At 72.0% G+C, this 18,836-nt stretch carries 16 protein-coding genes; 8 read left to right on the top strand and 8 right to left on the bottom strand.

The annotated features are described in order from the left end of the window. Positions 1-9 precede the first annotated feature (9 nt). The 3 genes from O7624_RS10575 (at position 10) to O7624_RS10565 (ending at position 4,230) form a co-directional block, all read left to right on the top strand. The gene (locus O7624_RS10575) at positions 10-270 is read left to right on the top strand and encodes a hypothetical protein (protein WP_093401959.1); all 261 of its coding nucleotides are present in this window, start codon (positions 10-12) and stop codon (positions 268-270) included. Next, positions 267-674, top strand: coding sequence for a hypothetical protein (locus O7624_RS10570; RefSeq protein ID WP_282239867.1), 408 nt, complete (start codon positions 267-269; stop codon positions 672-674). The genes O7624_RS10575 and O7624_RS10570 overlap by 4 nt, the downstream gene beginning before the upstream one ends. A 214-nt stretch (positions 675-888) precedes the next feature. Next, the gene (locus O7624_RS10565; protein ID WP_282239866.1) at positions 889-4,230 is read left to right on the top strand and encodes an AAA family ATPase; all 3,342 of its coding nucleotides are present in this window, start codon (positions 889-891) and stop codon (positions 4,228-4,230) included. Between the two features lie 96 nt (positions 4,231-4,326). Here the strand turns inward: O7624_RS10565 and O7624_RS10560 are convergent, their stop codons facing one another. The 3 genes from O7624_RS10560 to O7624_RS10550 all read right to left on the bottom strand — a co-directional run bounded on the left by O7624_RS10560 (position 4,327) and on the right by O7624_RS10550 (position 7,458). After that, positions 4,327-5,184, bottom strand: coding sequence for an ABC transporter permease (locus O7624_RS10560; RefSeq protein WP_282239865.1), 858 nt, complete (start codon positions 5,182-5,184; stop codon positions 4,327-4,329). Continuing rightward, the gene (locus tag O7624_RS10555) at positions 5,181-6,197 is read right to left on the bottom strand and encodes an ATP-binding cassette domain-containing protein (RefSeq protein WP_093401955.1); all 1,017 of its coding nucleotides are present in this window, start codon (positions 6,195-6,197) and stop codon (positions 5,181-5,183) included. Before O7624_RS10555 ends, O7624_RS10560 begins: the two co-directional genes overlap by 4 nt. A 274-nt stretch (positions 6,198-6,471) precedes the next feature. Continuing rightward, positions 6,472-7,458 (bottom strand): aldo/keto reductase, encoded by a 987-nt coding sequence (locus O7624_RS10550; RefSeq protein WP_282239864.1) that lies wholly within the window; start codon positions 7,456-7,458, stop codon positions 6,472-6,474. A gap of 195 nt (positions 7,459-7,653) precedes the next feature. Between O7624_RS10550 and O7624_RS10545 the strand changes: the two genes are divergently transcribed. Next, on the top strand, positions 7,654-10,827 hold the full coding sequence (locus O7624_RS10545; protein ID WP_282239863.1) for an NACHT domain-containing protein: 3,174 nt from the start codon (positions 7,654-7,656) through the stop codon (positions 10,825-10,827). Positions 10,828-10,838: 11 nt separating this feature from the next. On the opposite strand, the gene O7624_RS10540 is transcribed toward O7624_RS10545, so the two are convergent. Together O7624_RS10540 and O7624_RS10535 are read right to left on the bottom strand one after the other, a co-directional pair. After that, positions 10,839-11,066, bottom strand: coding sequence for a Rho termination factor N-terminal domain-containing protein (locus O7624_RS10540; protein ID WP_282239862.1), 228 nt, complete (start codon positions 11,064-11,066; stop codon positions 10,839-10,841). A gap of 76 nt (positions 11,067-11,142) precedes the next feature. Then, complete coding sequence (locus tag O7624_RS10535) at positions 11,143-12,075, bottom strand: AAA family ATPase (protein ID WP_203997659.1); 933 nt, start codon at positions 12,073-12,075, stop codon at positions 11,143-11,145. 100 nt (positions 12,076-12,175) lie between these two features. Between O7624_RS10535 and O7624_RS10530 the strand changes: the two genes are divergently transcribed. Continuing rightward, positions 12,176-12,679, top strand: a complete 504-nt coding sequence (locus O7624_RS10530; RefSeq protein WP_282239861.1) for a helix-turn-helix domain-containing protein — start codon at positions 12,176-12,178, stop codon at positions 12,677-12,679. 111 nt (positions 12,680-12,790) lie between these two features. Beyond that, positions 12,791-14,263, top strand: a complete 1,473-nt coding sequence (locus tag O7624_RS10525) for a serine hydrolase domain-containing protein (protein ID WP_282239860.1) — start codon at positions 12,791-12,793, stop codon at positions 14,261-14,263. A 53-nt stretch (positions 14,264-14,316) separates the two neighbouring features. On the opposite strand, the gene O7624_RS10520 is transcribed toward O7624_RS10525, so the two are convergent. Genes O7624_RS10520 through O7624_RS10510 form a run of 3 tightly spaced genes read right to left on the bottom strand, consistent with a single transcriptional unit; the run spans position 14,317 to position 16,732 of the window. Further along, a complete protein-coding gene (locus tag O7624_RS10520; RefSeq protein ID WP_282239859.1) occupies positions 14,317-15,018 on the bottom strand; it encodes a hypothetical protein in 702 nt (233 codons plus the stop codon). Next, positions 15,015-15,806 (bottom strand): ABC transporter permease, encoded by a 792-nt coding sequence (locus tag O7624_RS10515; protein ID WP_282239858.1) that lies wholly within the window; start codon positions 15,804-15,806, stop codon positions 15,015-15,017. Before O7624_RS10515 ends, O7624_RS10520 begins: the two co-directional genes overlap by 4 nt. Continuing rightward, a complete protein-coding gene (locus O7624_RS10510; RefSeq protein WP_282239857.1) occupies positions 15,803-16,732 on the bottom strand; it encodes an ATP-binding cassette domain-containing protein in 930 nt (309 codons plus the stop codon). Before O7624_RS10510 ends, O7624_RS10515 begins: the two co-directional genes overlap by 4 nt. Before the next feature lie 132 nt (positions 16,733-16,864). Between O7624_RS10510 and O7624_RS10505 the strand changes: the two genes are divergently transcribed. Both O7624_RS10505 and O7624_RS10500 read left to right on the top strand, forming a co-directional pair. After that, complete coding sequence (locus O7624_RS10505; protein ID WP_282239856.1) at positions 16,865-18,109, top strand: histidine kinase; 1,245 nt, start codon at positions 16,865-16,867, stop codon at positions 18,107-18,109. Next, positions 18,085-18,786, top strand: coding sequence for a response regulator transcription factor (locus tag O7624_RS10500; RefSeq protein ID WP_282239855.1), 702 nt, complete (start codon positions 18,085-18,087; stop codon positions 18,784-18,786). Before O7624_RS10505 ends, O7624_RS10500 begins: the two co-directional genes overlap by 25 nt. The last annotated feature ends 50 nt before the right edge of the window (positions 18,787-18,836 follow it).

Raw genomic sequence — 18,836 nt, 5'->3', positions numbered from 1 at the left:
GGAAGCACCATGGCACGACACGAGTTCCGTTTCGTGGTCGACGGCGTCGACCTCACATCCGAGCAGCAGAGCCAGATCGCCGGTGAGATCCAGAAGGCCGGCCTGGCCGCGCTCTCGGTCGCCGGTACCAAGCTCAGCAACCCGCTCGCCCTCGGCCACGCCAACCTGCGGCTGCGGCCCGAGTGGTACGGCCTGTGGGTGATCGACGGTCCGTTCGCGCAGGACCTCGGCGAGAAGATCAACGACATCGGCTTCTGGTTGCAGAAGTGACCCGACCGCCGCAGGGACCGGCCCCGTCGGGGGAGCGGATGTGCCCGAGTACGCCCGCGGGCAACGCCACGGTCTTCCTCGGCATGATCACTCCGGCGGGCCGGGTCGCGTACGTGACCCCGGCCCTGCCGGCAGAGGTGGCCGTCGCCGCAGCGGCGGAGGCCGACGCCCCGGTGGAGGCCCGCTACCGGCTCGCCGGTCCCTGCGTCACCAGCCAGTGCGGCTTCTGGACCGGGGATCACTGTGGGCTCGGCGAACGCCTCGTCGCGTCGTACGCGCAGACGGTCGGCGAACCGGAGGTGGAACTGCCCCGCTGCGCTATCCGGCGGACCTGCCGCTGGTTCGCCGAACAGGGGCCGGCCGCCTGCGCCGCCTGCGCTCACGTGGTCACCGACGCCCGCTGAGAGCGTGTTTGAGAAGGCCATGCCCTGCTGCGCCGGCCCCAGCCGACGACCGGCCGCGTTGTCGGTCCGCCCGGATACAACACCGGTATCCGGGCGAACCTCCGCCTTGCCGGACACCGCCTGGGACTCGGCTCGCTACGGGCGAGCCTCCTCAAACACGCTCTGAGCCGCGACGCCCCCGGGGTGTCGGTCCGGTCGGCTACCGTCGGTTGCCATGGGCGTGCAGGCGGGCGGATTCATGATCGGGCGGGATCATCCGGCCGGTCTGTTGCGGGCCGAGGTCGACCGGGCCACCGCCAGCCACGGTGGGCTGGCGCTGGTTGCCGGGGAGCCCGGCATCGGCAAGACGACCCTGGTGACCGCCGCCGCCGACGAGGCCCGTCGACAGGGTGCACTGGTGCTCGGCGGCGCCTGCTGGGATTCGGCGAGCGCTCCCGGCTACTGGCCCTGGGCACAGGTGTTGCGCCGGCTGCGCCGGTCGCCGGAGGACTGGGCGCTGGCTCGGGAATCCGCCGAGCCGGCGCTCGCCCTGCTGCTTGGTGAGGCGAGCTCTCTCCTGCCGGGGGCCGCCCGCGGCGCGGCGGGCTCTCCGATGCCGGACATCGCTCACGACGAGGCGAACTATTCGTCGTCGGTCCGCGTCACCGACAAGGGCGACGCGGCGGAGCAGGAGGCGTTCGCCCTCTACGACGCGGTCACCACCGCGCTGGTCGCCGTCTCACAGCGCCGGCCGGTCATGGTGATCCTCGACGACCTGCACTGGGCCGATCCGGCGTCGATGCGGCTACTGCGGTTCGCCGCGCAGCACACCTGGTTCGAGCGGTTGCTGCTCGTCGGCACCTACCGTGACGCCGAGGTGGAGGCTGCCGACCATCCGCTCCGACCGCTGCTGATGTCGCTGGTGGCCAAGGCCACCACGATCAGTCTCACCGGCCTGACCCGGGACGAGGTCGGCGAGTTGATGACCCGCACCGCCGGCCGGGCGCCCGACGCGAACTGCGTCGACGACGTGCACCGACGCACTGGTGGCAACCCTTTCTTCGTGGAGCAGACCGCCCGGCTCTGGCATGCCGACGGCGGGCTGGCCACCATCCCTCCCGGCGTACGGGAGGTGGTGCGGCGGCGGCTTGACCACCTGCCCGCCATGGTGGCCGACGCGCTCACCGTCGCCGCCGTGCTGGGCCGGGACTTCCACGGCGAGGTCCTCGCGGCAAGTGTCGGTTTGCCGCCGACCCGGGTCGGTGAGTTGCTGGAGGTCGCGGTCACCGCGCGACTGCTGCTCGGCCTGGGCGACGGCCGCTACGCCTTCGTGCACGATCTGGTCCGCGAGACGCTCTACGACGCGCTGACCGAGGACGACCGCAGAGCGCGGCACGCCGCCGTGGTGCGGGCCGTGGACGAGCACGACACGCTGGGCCGGTTGCTGATCCCTGCGGATGTCGCCCGCCACGCATGGCTGGCCGGCGCGCACCTGGACGCGTTCCGCGTCACCGAGTTGCTGCTCGACGCGGCGCGGGACGCCAGGTGCCGGCTGGCGCTCGACGAGTCCACCGTGCATCTGCGGCGGGCGTTGGAGGTGGTGCGGGACAAACTCCAGAAGTTCAAGATCGTGACGACGTTGACCGACCAGCTCTTCCACTGCGGCGCGCGGGAGGAGGCACGCCACCTGCTCAGCGAGGCCGCCGCGCTGGCCCTCACGGTCGACGACCCGGCGGTGCTGGCCCGATTCGCGCTCAACGTGCGTCGCCACTGGGAACTCGAGCCGGTACCCGGCACCGACGGCGAGGCGCTGCTACGTGAGGCGTACCGGCGGCTGATCGGGGAGCCAGACGACAGCGCCGGGCCGGCCGTCCTCGAAGCAGACCTGATCACCGCCACCGAGACGCTCGCCAGATCGACGCGGGACGACGAGGCGCTCACCTTCAGCCTGTGGGTGCGACACGACTCCACCTGGGGGTTGGGCACCGCCGCCGACCGGGCCGCCCTCACCGGCGAGATCCGCGACGTCGCGCGTCGCAGCGGCGACCGGGAAACCGAGCTGTGGTCCACCTCGCTGCGCTGGGTGGCGTTGCTGGAACTCGGAGACCCGCGCTATCTCGACGAACTCACCGCCTTCGTCACCGGTGGACGACAGACCGGAAAGCCGCGCCATCAGATTGCGGCGGCCATCGACGGCGGCATCATCGGCGCCTTCCGCGGCGACTTCGCCGGTGCGGAGACCTGCTACGCCGAGCTCGGTGCGCTGGACGACTGGGAGCACGCCGACCATGCCTTCCTCGGCCACCATCTGCGCTGGGCTTTGCTGCTGCTGCGGGGCCGGCTCGACGACGCCGACGCACTGCTCGACGGGCTCGCCGCGACCGATCATCCGCATCTCGGCCTGCTGAGGGCGATCACGGCTGCCGAGCGCGGTGACCATCAGATGGCGGCCGACCTCACCGCGGAACTCGAAGCCTCGGGCACCCGGATCGCCGGGTCGATCTCGCCGATGTGGTTGCGGTTGCGCGCCCAGGCCACGGTCGCCGATCCGAGCCGCTGTGCCGGGATCCGTGCGGACCTGCTGCCGTACCGGGGCCAATGGCTCGTCTCGTTGTACGGCTGCGACCTCAGCGGGCCGGTCGATCACTGGCTCGCTGTGGTCGACGTCGCCGAGCAGCGCTGGGACGACGCCGTCGCCGGTTTCTCCGCCGCCCGCGCCGCCGCCGACCGGATGGGCGCCCGCCCCTGGTCGCTGATCGCCCGGGTCGCGCTCGCTGACGCCCTGGCCGCCCGTGGTGGCCCGGGTGACGCGACGAGCGCCGCCGCTCTGCGCGCCGAGGCCGAGCGCGAGGCCCGCGAGCTCGACATGCCACAGATCCTGGCCCGACTCGCCGCCGCGCCGGTCCGGCCAGCCGCCGAGGAACCCGAACGGTCCGCCGAGACGAGCCCGGCGGCCGGTTCGACGGCGGCGGGCTCTGCGGCGGACCGTTCGGTGTCAGCTGGGGCGGCCTGCAACGGTGCGGTGGGACCGGCGTACGAGTTCCGGCGCGACGGCGCCGTCTGGCGGCTCACCTTCGACGGCGGCACGGTTCATCTACCCGACGCCAAGGGGCTGCACGATCTTCGACTGCTGCTCGGCCGCCCGGGCGTCGACGTGCCCGCGGTCGAACTGCTCGACCCGGCCGCCGGGCCGGAGCTCGTCGTCGCCCGCCGGATGGGCGGCGATCAGGTGCTCGACGACGAAGCGAAGAACCGCTACCGGCGGCACCTGGCACGGCTCGACGACGAGATCGATCTGGCGGCCGGGCGTGGCGACGAGCGCAGGGTGGCGGCGCTGGACACTGAGCGGCAGGCGTTGATCGACCAGTTGCGGGCCGCCGCCGGGCTGGCCGGTCGTACCCGTCGGCTCGGTGACGAGGCGGAACGTGCCCGCAAGACGGTCACCGCCCGCATCCGTGACACCCTGCGGCGGCTCGACCAGCGGCACCCACCCCTCGCCACCCACCTGCGGGCCACGGTCTCCACCGGCACCGCCTGCCGCTACCTCCCACCCAACCCTGTCCCCTGGCACCTCTAACCCGCTTTCCAAGGGGTTGATCATGAGGTCAGCGGCGAATTCGCTCCATGAGCGCCGCTGACCTCATGATCAATGAGGTCGGTAGGGGTGGGTGGGTCAGCGGCGGTTGTAGCGGTACATGGTCAGGGTGCCGAAGACCGCGATGAAGGCGGCGCTCCAGAGGACGATCCACATCATCGCCGAGGCGTCGGTGGTGCCGGCCATGGCCGCGCGTACCGACGAGACCAGGTGCGTGATCGGGTTGGCCTTGACGAACGCCTGGAGCCAGCCGGGCATGGTGGACGGGTCGACGAAGACGTTGCTCAGGAACGTCAGCGGGAACAGCACCATCATGCTGACCCCCATCACCGACTTCTCGCTGCGCAGGATCAGCCCGAAGAACGTCCACACCCAGGAGAACGCGAAGGAGAAGACCACCAGCAGGCCGATCCCGGCGAGGACGCCGAGCACGCCACCGTCGGGGCGGAAGCCGAGCACCAACCCGACGCTGAGGATCACCAGCGCGGCGAGGACGTAGCGCAGCACGTCGCCGACGATCATGCCGACCAGCGCGGCGGGTCGCCAGACCGGCAGTGTCCGGAACCGGTCGAAGACGCCCTTCTCGATGTCGGTGTTCAACCCGACCCCGGTGTACATGGTGATCATCACGACGCTTGTCACCATGATGCCCGGCAGGAAGAACTGCAGGTAGTCACGGGGACTGTCGGCGAGCGCGCCACCGAACAGGTACGTGAACATCAGCACCATGATGATCGGGAACGCGGTCACGTCGAACAGTTGCTCCGGCACGTGCTTGATCTTCAGCAGGGCGCGCCAGCTGAAGGTGAGCGACGCCGACAGCGGGCTCGGTCGGGGCGGTCGCGCGCCCGGTGCGAGGACCGTCGCGAGCGCCTCGGAGGACGGTACGAAGACCGTCGGCGCCCGGCCGGTCGAGGTGGCGGTGTCGCTGCTCATCGGGCTGCCTCCAGTTCGTCGTCCCGCTCGTCGGTGGCCGGCACGGCGGGGTGGTCGGTCAGGGCCAGGAAGACCTCGTCCAGGCTCGGCTGGCCGAGGGAGAAGTCATCGACCACGATCCCGGCCCGGGACAACTCGCTCAGTGCCCGGGCGGCCTGCGAGCTGGCGTCCAGCTCGCTGCCGTCACCGCCGACGCGGGCGGTGATGGCCACCGGGTCGGCCTCCAACTGGACCGGCACGCTGAGCGTCGCCTGCAACAGCCGTTCGGCCTCGGGGCGCTGGTCGGCGTTGCGCAGCCGCAGGTGGACCGTGCCGGAACCGACCGACGACTTCAACTCGCCCGGGGTGCCCTCCGCGATCACCCGGCCGTGGTCGACCACCGCGATCCGGCTGGCCAGTTTGTCGGCCTCGTCGAGGTACTGCGTGGTCAGCAGCACGGTCGTGCCGTGCGCGACCACCGCCCGGACGATCTCCCACACCTGGTTGCGGCTGCGGGGATCCAACCCGGTCGTCGGCTCGTCGAGGAAGAGCAGATCGGGGGTGTTGAGGATGCTCGCCGCGATGTCGATGCGTCGCCGCATGCCGCCCGAGTACTTCTTCACCTGCCGTCCGGCCGCCTCGGTCAACCCGAACGCGGTGAGCAACTGCTCCGCCCGTTGCCGGGCGGCGGACTTGGGCAGGCCGAGCAGCCGGCCCAGCAGGATGAGATTCTCCGTGCCGGTCAGGTCCTCGTCCACCGAGGCGTACTGGCCGGTCAGGCTGACTCGGGCGCGTACCGCGTCGGCCTCGGCGACCACGTCGTGACCGAACACCCGGGCCTGCCCGCCGTCCGGGCGCAACAGGGTGGCCAGCACGCGTACTGCGGTGGTCTTGCCGGCCCCGTTCGGGCCGAGCAGTCCGTACACGGCGCCGGCCGGAACCTGGAGGTCGATGCCGGCGAGCGCGCGGGTCTCGCCGAACGACCGGGTCAGACCCTCGGCCTCGATGGCGAGACCGGTGGTGCGTCTACTCATGATTGCGAAGTTTCCTTCCATTCGTCACGCCGATGAGCCGGGCCGCCGCGACCCGGCGACCCACCACACCCCACGGGTACGACAGAATGCTCCGTTCCGTGGCCGCCCGCCAGCTACAACGATGCCGGCCGCCGGGAGTGGTCGGCTCACCCCAGAGGCGCGAGACAGCGAACGGCCGCCGCTAGATCAGATCTAGCGGCGGCCGTCTCGACGCCCACGGCACCGGTCGCGTACCACCCACCAGCAGTGCGACCCGTCGCGCTGCCAGCCCCCGTTACCAGGCGGTGTCGAGCCGGTGCCGTTGCTCGGGCGTCAGTTCCAGGTCCACGGCGGCGAGACTCTCGTCCAGCTGCGCCACCGAGGAGACTCCCACCAGCGGGATGGTCGGGATCTCACCGTCGATCAGCCAGGCCAGCACCACCTGGTTGACCGTCGCGCCGGTCTGCTCCGCCACCTCGCGCAGCGCGGCCAGCCGCACCGGCGCGCTCGGCAGGTCGTACTCCGGCCCCAACGGCTTGTCGTCGCGGACGTAGGCGCCCCACAGCAGCGACCCGTACGACACCAGGGTCATGCCGGGCTCGGCCCGCAGGTAGCTGAGCAGCTCGCCGCCGACGGCGCCCACGTTGCCGTCGGGGTCGAGGTCGGTCGGCCCGTCCAGCCGAGCCGGCAGGTAGCTGCGGTGGTACTGGAGCACCTCGTACCCGGGCAGACCGGCCGCGGCGGCAAGTGCTCGGGCTCGCTCCACCCGCCAGGTGCGGTGGTTGCTCGCGCCGAGCAGCCCCACGGTGCCCTCGGCGACCAGCTCGGCGAAGCCCTCCACGGTTTCCCGCAGCGGCACCTTGTGGTCCTCGATGTGGGCGTAGAGCAGGTCCAGCCGGTCCATGCCGAGACGTTCCCGGCTGCGCTCGGCCGACTCCCGGATCACCTTGGCCGACAACCCTTCCGGGTTGTCCAGGTAGCTGGTGCCGGGGGCCAGCGGCCGGGCACCGAGCTTCGTGGCGATGACGATCTCGTCGCCGATGCCCCGGCTGCGCCGCCACCGACCGAGCAGTTCCTCGCTCTCGCCGCCCTGCCCGCCGGTCATCCAGAACGCGTAGTTGTCCGACGTGTCGATGAAGGTGCCGCCGGCCTCGACGAACCGGTCGAGGATCGCGTAGGCGGTGGCCTCGTCGGTCTTTGTGCCGAACAGCATCGCCCCGAGGCTGAGCACGCTGACCTCGCGCCGGGTACGCGGGTCGCTGCCGATGGTGCGGTACCGCATGGAAACTCCTCTCGTGCGCCCGAACCGGTGGACGCGGCACCAGCCTGCGTCTTCGAGCGCACTCGAGGTCAACCCCTTGACCCTGTCCGCTTGGCCGAAGGTCCATCGACGGTGGCACCTGAGCCCGGTGCGCACCGCCAGCCCCACCCATACGGTGTGTTTCTGTCCGATGTCGCTGAGTAGAGGAGCCGTCCCGTGCCACAGCTGCCGGACCTGCCCTTCGGTTTGGAGTACGCGGCACTGGGCCTCTTCCTGGTGGCCGTGCTCGTCGGGGTGGTGCAGCAGTTCTTCGCCGACTGGATCAAAGCCCTGCTGGCCCGGCTGTGGGGCCTCGTCGCCGGGCGACGACGCGGCATCCGGGCCGACGAGTGGCGTCGCTACCGGGCCTGGGTCGCCCGCACCTACAACCGGATGGAACTCGGCTTCCTCCGCGACGTCTCGGTCACGCTGGACGAGGTGTACGTACCGTTGGAGTACGAACAGGACGGCCGGCGGGTTGACGTCTACCGCGACGTCCAGGGCCGCCGACGGACCGTGATCCTCGGTGCGGCGGGGGCGGGCAAGTCGATGCTGCTGCGACACTCGATGGTGCGGTGGGCCACGGAGCCCGAACGGTTCGAGCGGGTACCGGTGCTGGTGGAGCTGGCCCGGTCCAATCGGGACGGACGCACGATCCGGCAACTGATCGCGGAGGCCCTCGGCCGGCTCGATGACGAACCGGGGAGCCGCCGCCGGCATCGCCGCGCCCGTCCGCTCGTCGCCGACGCGGAGCAGGTCGTCGAGGTGGCGTTGGTCAGTGGCCGGCTCTGTGTGTTTCTCGACGGGCTCGACGAGGTGGTCACCGAGCGGCGCGGCGCGGTCGCCGAGGACATCAAGGAGTTCGCCGAGCGCCATCCGACGACACAGGTCGTGGTCACCTGCCGCGACGCGGTGTACGACGGTGACCTGCGGCCGGTCTTCGACCGGGAGATCCGGGTGGCCGGCTTCGACGACGCCGGGATCCGGCGCTTCCTGCGACTCTGGTTCAATCGAGGCTGGGACATGGGTGAGGAGCCCCACGCGTCCGGGCGCCGTCGGGATGAGGCGTTGGTCGACTCCCGACACGTCGTGGAGCAACTCATGGCGGAACTGCGGTCCAGCCCGACGGTGATGCGGCTGGCCCGCAGCCCGCTGATGCTCACGATGATCACCACGTTGTACGAGGCCGACGCCGGTGCCGGCCCGATGTTGACCAACTCGCGGGCGGAGTTCTACCAACAGGCCGTCGAGCACCTGCTCCGCCGGGACCGGGATCTCGGTCGGCACCGCAACCTGGCCCGCTACCAGGCCGGCCACAAGCTCATGGCGTTACGGGCGATCGCGCTGGCCGCGCAGGGTGGCCGGTCCCAGGGCACCGACCGCCGGGTGATCGGCGAGGCGGAGGTGTACGCCGAACTCGCCCGCATCCTGCCCCGGTTCCGCCTGGCCGAGGAGCACCTGCCGCCCATGGTCGACGAGATCGTGGAGCGCAGCGGGCTGTTGATCCGCATCGACGACAACAACCTGCTCTACGAGTTCGCCCACCTGACTCTCCAGGAGTACCTGGCGGCGGTGGAACTCGCGGACGATCCCGAGCGGCTGCTCGGGCTCTACCGGGAGAACCCGGGCCGGTGGCGGGAGACGGTGAAGCTCTGGTGCGCCGGGGCCAACCGCGACGCCTCCGGCGTGGTCCGGCAGATCTTCGCCGGTGACGACCGGGACAGGCTGCTCGCCCTGGAGTGCGTCGCCGAGGCCCGGCAGATCGACGAGAGCCTCGCCTCGACCATCGTGGACAGCCATGTTCGGCTGCTCGGCACCCCGGTCGCCGACAAGCATCTGGTGCTGGCGGCGCTCGGCGCGGTGGCCGGCAATCCGGGGCCGTTCGGTCAGCGGCTGTTCGACAGCCTGGCGCAGCAGGCGCGCTCCGGCGGCCAGGTGGCCGAGGACGCCGTGGTGGTGCTCGCGGAGTCCCGCCGCCGCGAGGCGATCGAGTTGCTCAGCGAGATGGCGGTACGGGTACCGGCAGCCCGTGCCGCGTTGCGGGCCACCGGTGAGCTGGCCATCCCGACCCTCGCGGCCCGGGCCGGTGCCGGCTCGGTGGCCGCCGTCGACGACCTGGCCGCCGTCGGCACTCCCGCCGCCGCCGTGGCTTTGGCGGAACAGTTGTGGGCGAGAGACCGGAAGGTCGCCGTACGCGCGGCGTGGCGGCTGGCCGTCCTGGTCGGCGCGCCGGACGTGGCGAACGAACTGCGTACCTTCGACCCCACAGCGGCGGAGGCCGCGTCCGTGGCCGCCGAGGCGACTAGGCGGACCGACCGGCGATCGGGACGGGTGCCGGGGGCGGAGTGGCACGACTGGCTGTGGGCTCCCTTCGAGCCGGGAACCCCGATGGCCCGGACGATGGGCCGCCTCGGCTGGCTGATCCTCGACTCGACCGACGACCCACCAAGCGACCTCGGCACCGTGGACGTGCGACTCGCGATCAGCCTCGTCGCGCTGGGCGGTGCGTTCGACGCCGGCAAGGTGCCCAAGGAGCTGACCGAGGAGCTGAGCCGTACAGCGCACAGCTACGAACGGCTGCTCTCCGGTGCCTTCGGCACGTACGAGATCCGCGACATGCTCGACCTGGTGGCCCGGCGGGAGCCCGAGGCGGCACGTGACATCGCGGTGCGGGTGCTGGGGCATCGGATGTCCGGCTGGCGGGCGGCGCTGCTGACCAGCCTGCCCACACCGGTGCTGACGGAGCTGGCCGGTCGACTGTGGAACAGCTCCGACCTCGACGCCGACCTACGGGACTGGCGGACGCTCAACGAGCGGCCGGAGGCACCCACGATCCTGACCTTCCTGCGCAACGTCGCCGTGACGCTCGGGGTGCTGGCCGGCGCGACCCTGGTCGGCATCGCGATCACCCGGTCGGTAGGCACGCTCATCGGATGGTGGGCCTGGGGGCCGGCGGCTGTGGCAGTGATCGTGGTGCTCTCCGCAGCAGTCGTGGTGGTGGCCGTAATGGCCGCAGTTGTCATGTCTGCTGACAATGACCGCTTTTGGATAACAGGCATCGCCGTGCTGGGCGGGCTGGTCGGGCTGGTCGGCGGGGGCGCGCGAATCGCGTTCGCCACGGTGGCCGGCTGGCTGGGCGCCGAGTTCACAGCTGTGCTGACGGGGGCGCTGGTGGGCGCGATAGTCGTGCTGGTGCGTTGGACCAGCCGCCGGGAGCGGGCGTTGCGCAACCCGTACCGGGCCCTGCTCGACCGGGCACCGACAGCCCGTACCGCCGAACAGACCGTGATCGGCCGTCAGGCCACCGGTGGCAGCGGTCGAGCGCGGCAGGCGGTGAGGACCGGCGGCTGAGCCGTCCCGGGTCAGCGGCGGCGCAGCGCGGTGGAGGTGAGGCGGTAGCCGATGGTGTGTTCGACCAACCGCTCGACCAGGTCCGCCTTGCGTAGCCCGCCGACGCCGCGCAATCCCAGCTCCGTGGCCAGTTCGCGCAGGTGGCGGAGCGGCCAGGGGGAGAGGTACGCGGTGCCGTCGGCGCGGCTGGTCATCGTCGCCAACCGCTCGACGGCGTCGGTCACGCCCCGGCTGGTCATGCCGGCCCTCCGCTGCGCTGCGGACCGCCATGAGGCACCAAGGCGCAGAGTTGATGATTCGCTCGCTGGCGCTCGCTCATGCCGGTTGCCGGTCCGGCTGGAGATGGTCGAGGAACTCGGTGGCCAGGCGGCGCAGTTCGTCGCGTACGGCGGGGACCGTGACGCGGTCGCGCAGCACCACCGGCACGCCGCGTGGGGTGTTCGTCGCGTAGAGCGTGACGTTCTCCCGCAGGGCGGTGGGGAAGACCGGCAGGCCCAGGTTGCGGACCTGGTCCATGTAGCTCTGGTGGGTGGCGATGGGCTGCTGCGACAGCAACTGGATCATCGTGAAGACCACGCCGGCCACGCCGGGGGCGACCTTCTGGTGCCGGCGTACGGTCGCGAACCGGCGGGCGTCGGCGTTGTACTGCTCGACCAGTTCCCGCACGTTGCCGTACAGGTAGTCGATGCCGAGGGTGGACAGGTAGTCGGCCCGGGCCGGAATGACCAGGTGGTCGCTGGCGATGATGGCCGACTGGGTGACCACGTTGAAGTTCGGCGGGCAGTCGATGAGCACCATGTCGTACGGGTCGAGCCCGTCGGCGAGCAGCCCTTCGGCGAGCGAACCACGGACCCGGAACAGTTCGGCGTCGTACTCCTCGCCACCGGCGACGCTGCGGGCCAGAGCCAGGTCGATGTCCACGAGTTGCAGATGCGACGCGATCAGATCGAGCCGGCCGGTGCCGGTGAGTCGGGCGTTCGCCGCGCCGGGCGACACCACAAGCTCACCGAGCGTGACCGACGGACTGCCCTCGCGCAGGCCGTCGTACCACCGCTTCACGGTCCGGCTGTCGCGCAGCCGCTCCCGCCAGTCGTCCGGGTCGTAGAAGCCGAAGGTCAGACTTGCCTGTGGGTCGAGGTCGATGAGCAGCACCTTCATCCCCCGGTTGGCCAATTCGGCACCGAGGTTGGCGGTCACCGTGGTCTTGCCGACCCCACCCTTGTAGTTGATCACGGACACGACGTACATCGACGTACCTCCCCAAGACGACTGACGGTAGCGGGCCGTCCGGCGGAAAGTCGATCATCCTCCGCTTGCACGTAAATACGTAAGTTCGTACTATCGAATGATGGCGAGTGTGCAGGAGCGATTGGCGGCGCTGGAGGCGCAGGTCGCCGGGCTGGTGGAGCGGTTCGGCGGCGTGGACCGGCCGACGCCGCCCCCGGAGGGGGTCTTCTGGGCGCTCGACGGGCTCAAGCAGCGACTGCCCGCCGACAACGCCGGCGCCGTGCTCTACACCGGCGCCGTCCGCCTCGGCGGGCAGCACTACGACTGGCAGTACGGCCGCGGCGTCGAGGACCTGCTGGCCGACGACTGGGCCGACCTGCCGGCCGTACTGTCCGCCCTCGCCCACCCGGTACGCCTGCGCCTGTTGCGGGAGATCCTCGGCGGCCGGCAGGGCACCGCCGAGCTGGCCGGGATCGAGGATCTCGGCACAACCGGCCAGCTGCACCACCACCTGCGCCAGCTCACCGCCGCCGGCTGGCTGCGCAGCGCCGGCCGGGGCCGGTACGCCGTCCCCGCCGAGCGGGTGGTGCCGTTGCTGGCGATCCTCACCGCCGCCGGTCGTTGACCGCACCTCCGCCACCACCCGCCCGCCGACCGCAGCGAGCCGTCGCCCAGCCGGATCGGGGCACCAGCACGGCCCACTCCCCGTTCCGTCAGGTACGGAAAGGAGCACGTCATGGGCAAGAAGACAGTCATCGCTCTCGTCGCCGGGGTGGTCGCCGGCCTGGCCGGGCTCGGCGTCATGCCCCGCGAGCCCCGGCTGACCGAACAGACCACCGGCGACGCCGACCTCGCCGCCGCCACCCGGGCCGCCGTGGACGACCCCGGCGGCTACCGTGGGCTCGCCGTCGCCCTGATCGACGACGGTCAGATCCGCACCGCCGGCCTCGGCGACCGCGACCGCGCCGGCAACCCGGTCGAGTCGGACACCCCGTTCGAGATCGGATCGGTGCCCAAGGTGCTCACCGGCATGCTGCTGGCCCACCAGGCCGGCGTCGGGGCCGTACGCCCCGACGACACCCTCGGCGCGACCTGGCCGACGGTCACCGGTGCCGCGCGGGAGGCGACCCTGGCCGAACTGGCCAGCCACCGTTCCGGGCTGCCCCGGGTCGTGCTCAGCTCGGTCACCGACTGGGCGCGCCTGTTCTGGGCGAACTTCGCGGCCGGCAATCCGTACGCCGGCCAGGACGTCGACCGGGTCCGCGCCGCGGCGAACGACCAGACACCCGGCGACGGCCGGGGCGAGGTCAGCTACTCGAACCTCGGCATGGCGGTGCTCGGCCAGGCTCTCGCGGCCGACGCCGGCCTCGGCTATCCCGAACTGCTCGACCGGGAACTGCTGACCCCGCTGGGCATGACCGCGACTACCCAGGTCACCGGCTCGGACGCGCTGCCCGCCGAGCGGGCCGAGGGCGCGACCGGCAGTGGTCGCACCCCCGACCCGTGGACCGGCACCGGATACGCCGCCGCCGGCATCGGCTATTGGTCCACGGTGGAGGATCTCGCCCGGCTCGTCGCGGCCACCGCCGTCGGCACCGCGCCCGGCGCCGACGCCCGCGACCCGCGCTTCGACGACACCGAGCGCCGTCGCGTCGGGTACGGCTGGTTCACCACCCGGTACGGCGACCGCGAGATCACCTGGCACAACGGGGCCACCAGCGGCTTCCACTCGTACGTCGGCTTCGACCGGGCCACCGGCCAGGGCGTGGTGGTGCTCGGCAACACCGACCGGGGTGTCGAGCCCATCGGTCTGCGGCTGCTAGATGTTCCCCGCGAGCAGGCCGGCGACGCCTCACCGGGGCGGCCCGCCCTGATCGGCATCGGAATCGCCGTGCTGTTCACCTTCATCGGTGGCCTGTCGCTGCTCGGCACCGCGCTACGCACCGCGTCAGACCGGCTGACCGTGTTGTCGGGTGCCGTCTGGGCGCTGGTCTACCCGGCTCTGGGCCACCAGCTCGGTGACTGGTCGGCGGTGCCCGGCTGGCTCTGGCCACTCGGTCTGGCGGCCTCCGGCGCCGGGCTGGCCCTGGCCGCGTACCGCTGGCGACACCTGCCGGTCAACGGCGCACCCCGGCCCTGGCTGCGGGTGGCGGCGACCGCCGGCTCACTGGCCGTCGCCACGACACTTACCGCCGCCCTGCTCGCCTGACCGCCTGGCCGGTCCCGGCCGCTCGACCGCGCCGCCGACGGCCCGGGGTCGGGTCAGGCGGGCGGGCGGGCCGAGCGGGTCAGCCGGAAGTGCTGCCGTTTTCCGTCGTCGCGGACCACCACGCCGTAGCGGGACAACTCGGCGCGCAGCTCCTTGGCCTCGCCGCCCCGATCGTGTTCCAGCGCCTCCCGCCGGGCCCGCAGCAGCGCCTCCGCGCCCGCCGGCAAGCCGGGCAGGTCGGGCACCCAGAGCCGGTACGCCTCGCGGTGCGGATCCGCCTCCGCCCATGGCCAGCCGTGCTCCCGGAAGGCTTCGGCCAGTTGCTTGCCCGGCAGGTCACTCGACTGCCGGGCCAGCTCGGCGTCGTCGGCGTCGAGCAGCACCAGGTTCTTGCCGTCCAGGTAGACCACCCGGGTGTCCCGCCGGTCGATCTCCCGTTCGGAGCTGCCCTGACGCAGCCGCACCTCGGCACCGGACACGGTCACCCGTACCCGCTCGGCGGTGCCGACGGCGGCGATCACCAGCCCGACCAGGATGCCGACACCCACCCCACCGGGTAGTGCGTACCGGTCGGGCAGGCCGTCGACCGCCCGGAACAGGCCCTGCACCGGAGCCCAGGGCAGGTCGGCCACCCAACCCGCCCCGGCCACCAGCAACCCACCGAGCACGCCGCCGACCAGCGGGATCCCGCCCCAGAGCACGACCAGTTCGGTGATGCCACCGCTGACCACGGTCGGCGTCCCGTACGCCTTCACGTCACCTCCCGCCGCATGGTCCGGACCAGCCCGGCGACCAGCGGCACGACCAGCCACACCAACAGCGACACCGCGAGTCGTTGCCATTGTCCAGCGGTCACCTCGGCGGTGAACAGCGGCTCCATCGTCAGGTTGGTGTCCAGCCAACCCGCGACGCGGTGCAGCGGCCGGACCAGCCCGCCCAGGACCGACCACACGATCGGCAGCACCAGGTAGACCACGATGGCCAGCGGGCTGTGCAGCAGCAGCAGACCGAAGCCGGCCCCGATCAGCGTGGTGGCCACCTGGAACACGGCGGCGTGCAGGAGCAGCATCCGGTCGAACTGCCAGCTTCCCGCACCGCCGGTCGCCGAGGAGACAAGCGTGCCGACGGCGGCCACCGCGAGACTGGTCAGCACCGACGCCAGCGCGGCCAGCACCACCGCGACGAGCTTCGCCGCGATCACCCGTTCCCGCCGGGGCACCAGCGCGAAGGTGGTCAACGCGGTGCGTTGGGACCACTCGCTGGTGATCGACAGGATGCCCAGCACCGGCAGCAGGAAGCCCACCGGCACCAGCGACGGGGTGAAGAAGTTGGCGAAGGTCTGCTCGTCGTCCGGCGCGTACACCAGTTGGAGGGTGACGATGACGGCGCTGACCAGGCCGATGGTGATCAGCAGCCAGCGACCCGCCCGGGTGTCGACGAGTTTGCGCAGCTCCACGACGGTCAGCCGGACCAGCGACGGTCGGTGCTCGACCCGGCGGTGGTCCGCGGCGGCGGTCTCGGGCGCGGTGGTGACGGTGGTCATCGGACGACCTCCCCGGTCGGTTCGGCGATGGTGGTGGCGGGCACGACCGGGCCGGGTGCGGTGGCGGTCAGGGTGAGGAACAACTGCTCCAGACCGCCGCCGGCCGGACGCAGCTCGGTGAGGGCCACCCCGGCGGCCAGGGCGACCTGCCCGACGGCCTCGGTGTCGGCACCTACCAGCAGCCCGTCGGAGCCCTCACTGACCGTCAGGCCGGCCCGGTCCATCGCGGCCCGCAACGCCGCACCGTCGCGGGCCCGCACGACCGCGCCGTCGCCGGCCAGCAACTCGTCCTTGTCGCCCTGGGCCACGATCCGGCCGCCCCCGATAACCACCAGCCGGTCCGCGACCGCCTCCACCTCGCGCAGCAGGTGAGAGGAGAGCAGCACGGTGCCGCCCCGGTCGGCGAAGTCCCGGAGCAGGCCGCGCATCCAGAAGATGCCTTCCGGGTCCAGGCCGTTGGCCGGCTCGTCCAGGATCAGCACCCGGGGGTCACCCAGCAGCGCGTGCGCCAGGCCGAGCCGCTGACGCATACCCAGCGAGTACGCCCGCACCCGCCGTCGGGCGGCCGTCGGGCCCAGACCCACCCGGTCGAGCAGCTCGCCGACCCGGCGTCGGTCGACGCCCATCGTCGCCGCCGCCACGGCCAGTGCCTCCCGGCCGGTCCGCCCGGCGTGCTGGGCGGAGGCGTCCAGCAACACCCCGACCGTCCGGCCCGGGTTGGGCAGCTGCCGGTACGGCCTACCGTCGACGGTGGCGGTGCCGGCGGTCGGCGGGGTGAGCCCGCAGATCATGCGCATGGTGGTGGACTTGCCGGCCCCGTTGGGGCCCAGGAAACCGGTGACGGTGCCCGGTTCGCAGTGGAACGACACGTCCTCGACGGCGGTGTGCCGCCCGTACCGTTTGGTGAGCTGGTGTACGGCGATCATGCGGTGAGCCTGCCCGAGCCGGCCGGCCGTCCGCAGCGGCCATCGGTCTGCCCCGCGCAGACCAAGGTCGATGCCGAGGTCTCGACTTTGGTAGCTGGTCCGGTGCCCGACCGGCTGCCTACCATTGCGCCTGTGACCAGCGCCGTCGTACTCGATCACCCGGGTCTGCTGCCCGGGGCGCTGGACCCTGGGGTGGGCCGCCGACCGCGGCGGACCCCCCGCGACTGGCTTGTCGACAGCCTCGCGTTCCTGGTCTCCCTGGCCTGGGTGGTGCTGGCCACCTTCGACGCCGCCTCCCCGAACCCGACCTTCGCCGACCGGCTGCCTTACGACTGGATGATCGCGGCCGACGCCCTCTTCGGCCAGCTCTGCACGGCGGCGCTCTGGTTGCGGCGTCGCTGGCCGGTGGGGCTGGTGCTGGCGACGCTGCCGTTGGCGATGTTCTCCGTCGCCTCCAGCATCGCCCTGTTGATCATCTACTTCACGGTGGTGGTGCACCGTCGGACGGCGGTCGCCCTGGCCGTCACCGGAGCCGGGCTCTTCACCAACTTCTTCTTCGCCCTGCTGCGCCCCAATGCCGGCAGCCCGTACTGGATAGACACCATCTGGGGCGTGGTGATCACCCTGCTGGTGCTGGCCTGGGGGATGTTCGTGCGGGCGCGCCGGCAACTGGTGCTGTCGTTGCGGGAGCGTGCCGAGCGGGCCGAGGCCGAGCAGCAGCTGCGGGTCACCCAGGCGCGGCAGTTGGAGCGCACCCGCATCGCCCGGGAGATGCACGACGTGCTCGCCCACCGGATCTCCCTGCTCAGCCTGCACGCCGGGGCGTTGGAGTTCCGCCCCGACGCGCCCGCACCGGAGGTGGCCCGGGCGGCCGGGGTGATCCGGGACAGCGCGCACGCCGCCCTTCAGGACCTGCGCGAGGTGATCGGCGTGCTGCGGGCCGAGACCTCGCTGCCCGACGACCCGGAACGCCCCCAGCCGACTCTCGACGATCTACCCGCCCTGATCGCCGAGTCCCGGGCGGCCGGAACCCGTGTCGACCTGCGGAATCGGGTCGCCGCGCCGGACCGGCTGCCGGTGGCCGTGGGGCGCAGCGTCTACCGCATCGTGCAGGAGGGGCTCACCAACGCCCGCAAGCACGCCCACGGTGCCGCCGTCACAGTCGACCTCAACGGAGCGCCCGGTGACGGGCTGCGCGTGGAGATCCGTAACCGCAGGCCGGTGGGTGAGTTGCCCGGGACGGCCATCCCCGGCACCGGCACCGGCCTGGTCGGCATCGCCGAGCGGGTCAGTCTCGCCGGTGGGCGGTTGGAGCACGGCTGCGACGACCAGGGTGACTTCCGGTTGGCCGCGTGGTTGCCGTGGCCGGCGCCATGACCGACCCGGCGGGCGAGGAGCGCCCGGTGCGAATCCTGATCGTGGACGATGACGCGCTGGTACGTGCCGGTCTGTCGATGATCCTCGGCGGTACGCCCGACCTGAAGGTGGTCGGCGAGGCGGCCGACGGAAGCGAGGTCGTCCGCGCCGTCGCCGCGTGCCGGCCGGACGTGGTGCTGATGGACATCCGGATGCCCAGGCTGGACGGGCTGGCCGCCACCGAGGCGCTGCGCGGGCTGCCCCACCCGCCGGAGGTGCTCGTGCTTACCACGTTCGACGCCGACGAGCACGTGCTGCGGGCGCTGCGGGCCGGTGCCGGCGGGTTCCTGCTGAAGGACACGCCACCGGTGGAGATCGTGCGGGCGGTGCGCCGGGTGGCGGCCGGCGAGGCGACCCTGTCGCCGACGGTCACCCGGACCCTCATCGAGCACGTGACGGCCGGACCGGCGGCAGACCCGCGGCGGGACCGGGCCGCGCGGCTGATCGGTGGCCTGACCGAGCGGGAACGCGCCGTCGCCGTGGCGCTCGGCCGGGGGCGCACCAACGCCGAGATCGCCGCCGAGCTGTTCATGAGCGTGGCCACCGTCAAGGCGTACGTCTCCCGGCTGCTGACCCGCCTCGGACTCAACAACCGGGTGCAGGTGGCCCTGCTCGTACACGACGCCGGGCTGGTCTGAAACCGGTTTGAACCATCCCGCTCCGGTGGCCGTACCACTGCCCGAGGTGC

The sequence above is a fragment of the Verrucosispora sp. WMMD1129 genome, from assembly GCF_029581255.1.
GTDB classification, from domain to species: domain Bacteria; phylum Actinomycetota; class Actinomycetes; order Mycobacteriales; family Micromonosporaceae; genus Micromonospora; species Micromonospora sediminimaris.
Note: the sequence above shows the minus strand (reverse complement) of the source record. Positions and strands in the feature narration are given on the sequence as shown.

What these genes read in the sequence shown, in the direction of transcription:
- O7624_RS10575 (WP_093401959.1), top strand. Translation starts at nt 10, where the DNA reads ATGGCACGACACGAGTTCCGTTTCGTGGTCGACGGCGTCGACCTCACA.
- O7624_RS10565 (WP_282239866.1), top strand. Translation starts at nt 889, where the DNA reads ATGGGCGTGCAGGCGGGCGGATTCATGATCGGGCGGGATCATCCGGCC.
- O7624_RS10560 (WP_282239865.1), bottom strand. Translation starts at nt 5,184, where the DNA reads ATGAGCAGCGACACCGCCACCTCGACCGGCCGGGCGCCGACGGTCTTC.
- O7624_RS10555 (WP_093401955.1), bottom strand. Translation starts at nt 6,197, where the DNA reads ATGAGTAGACGCACCACCGGTCTCGCCATCGAGGCCGAGGGTCTGACC.
- O7624_RS10550 (WP_282239864.1), bottom strand. Translation starts at nt 7,458, where the DNA reads ATGCGGTACCGCACCATCGGCAGCGACCCGCGTACCCGGCGCGAGGTC.
- O7624_RS10540 (WP_282239862.1), bottom strand. Translation starts at nt 11,066, where the DNA reads ATGACCAGCCGGGGCGTGACCGACGCCGTCGAGCGGTTGGCGACGATG.
- O7624_RS10535 (WP_203997659.1), bottom strand. Translation starts at nt 12,075, where the DNA reads ATGTACGTCGTGTCCGTGATCAACTACAAGGGTGGGGTCGGCAAGACC.
- O7624_RS10530 (WP_282239861.1), top strand. Translation starts at nt 12,176, where the DNA reads ATGGCGAGTGTGCAGGAGCGATTGGCGGCGCTGGAGGCGCAGGTCGCC.
- O7624_RS10525 (WP_282239860.1), top strand. Translation starts at nt 12,791, where the DNA reads ATGGGCAAGAAGACAGTCATCGCTCTCGTCGCCGGGGTGGTCGCCGGC.
- O7624_RS10515 (WP_282239858.1), bottom strand. Translation starts at nt 15,806, where the DNA reads ATGACCACCGTCACCACCGCGCCCGAGACCGCCGCCGCGGACCACCGC.
- O7624_RS10510 (WP_282239857.1), bottom strand. Translation starts at nt 16,732, where the DNA reads ATGATCGCCGTACACCAGCTCACCAAACGGTACGGGCGGCACACCGCC.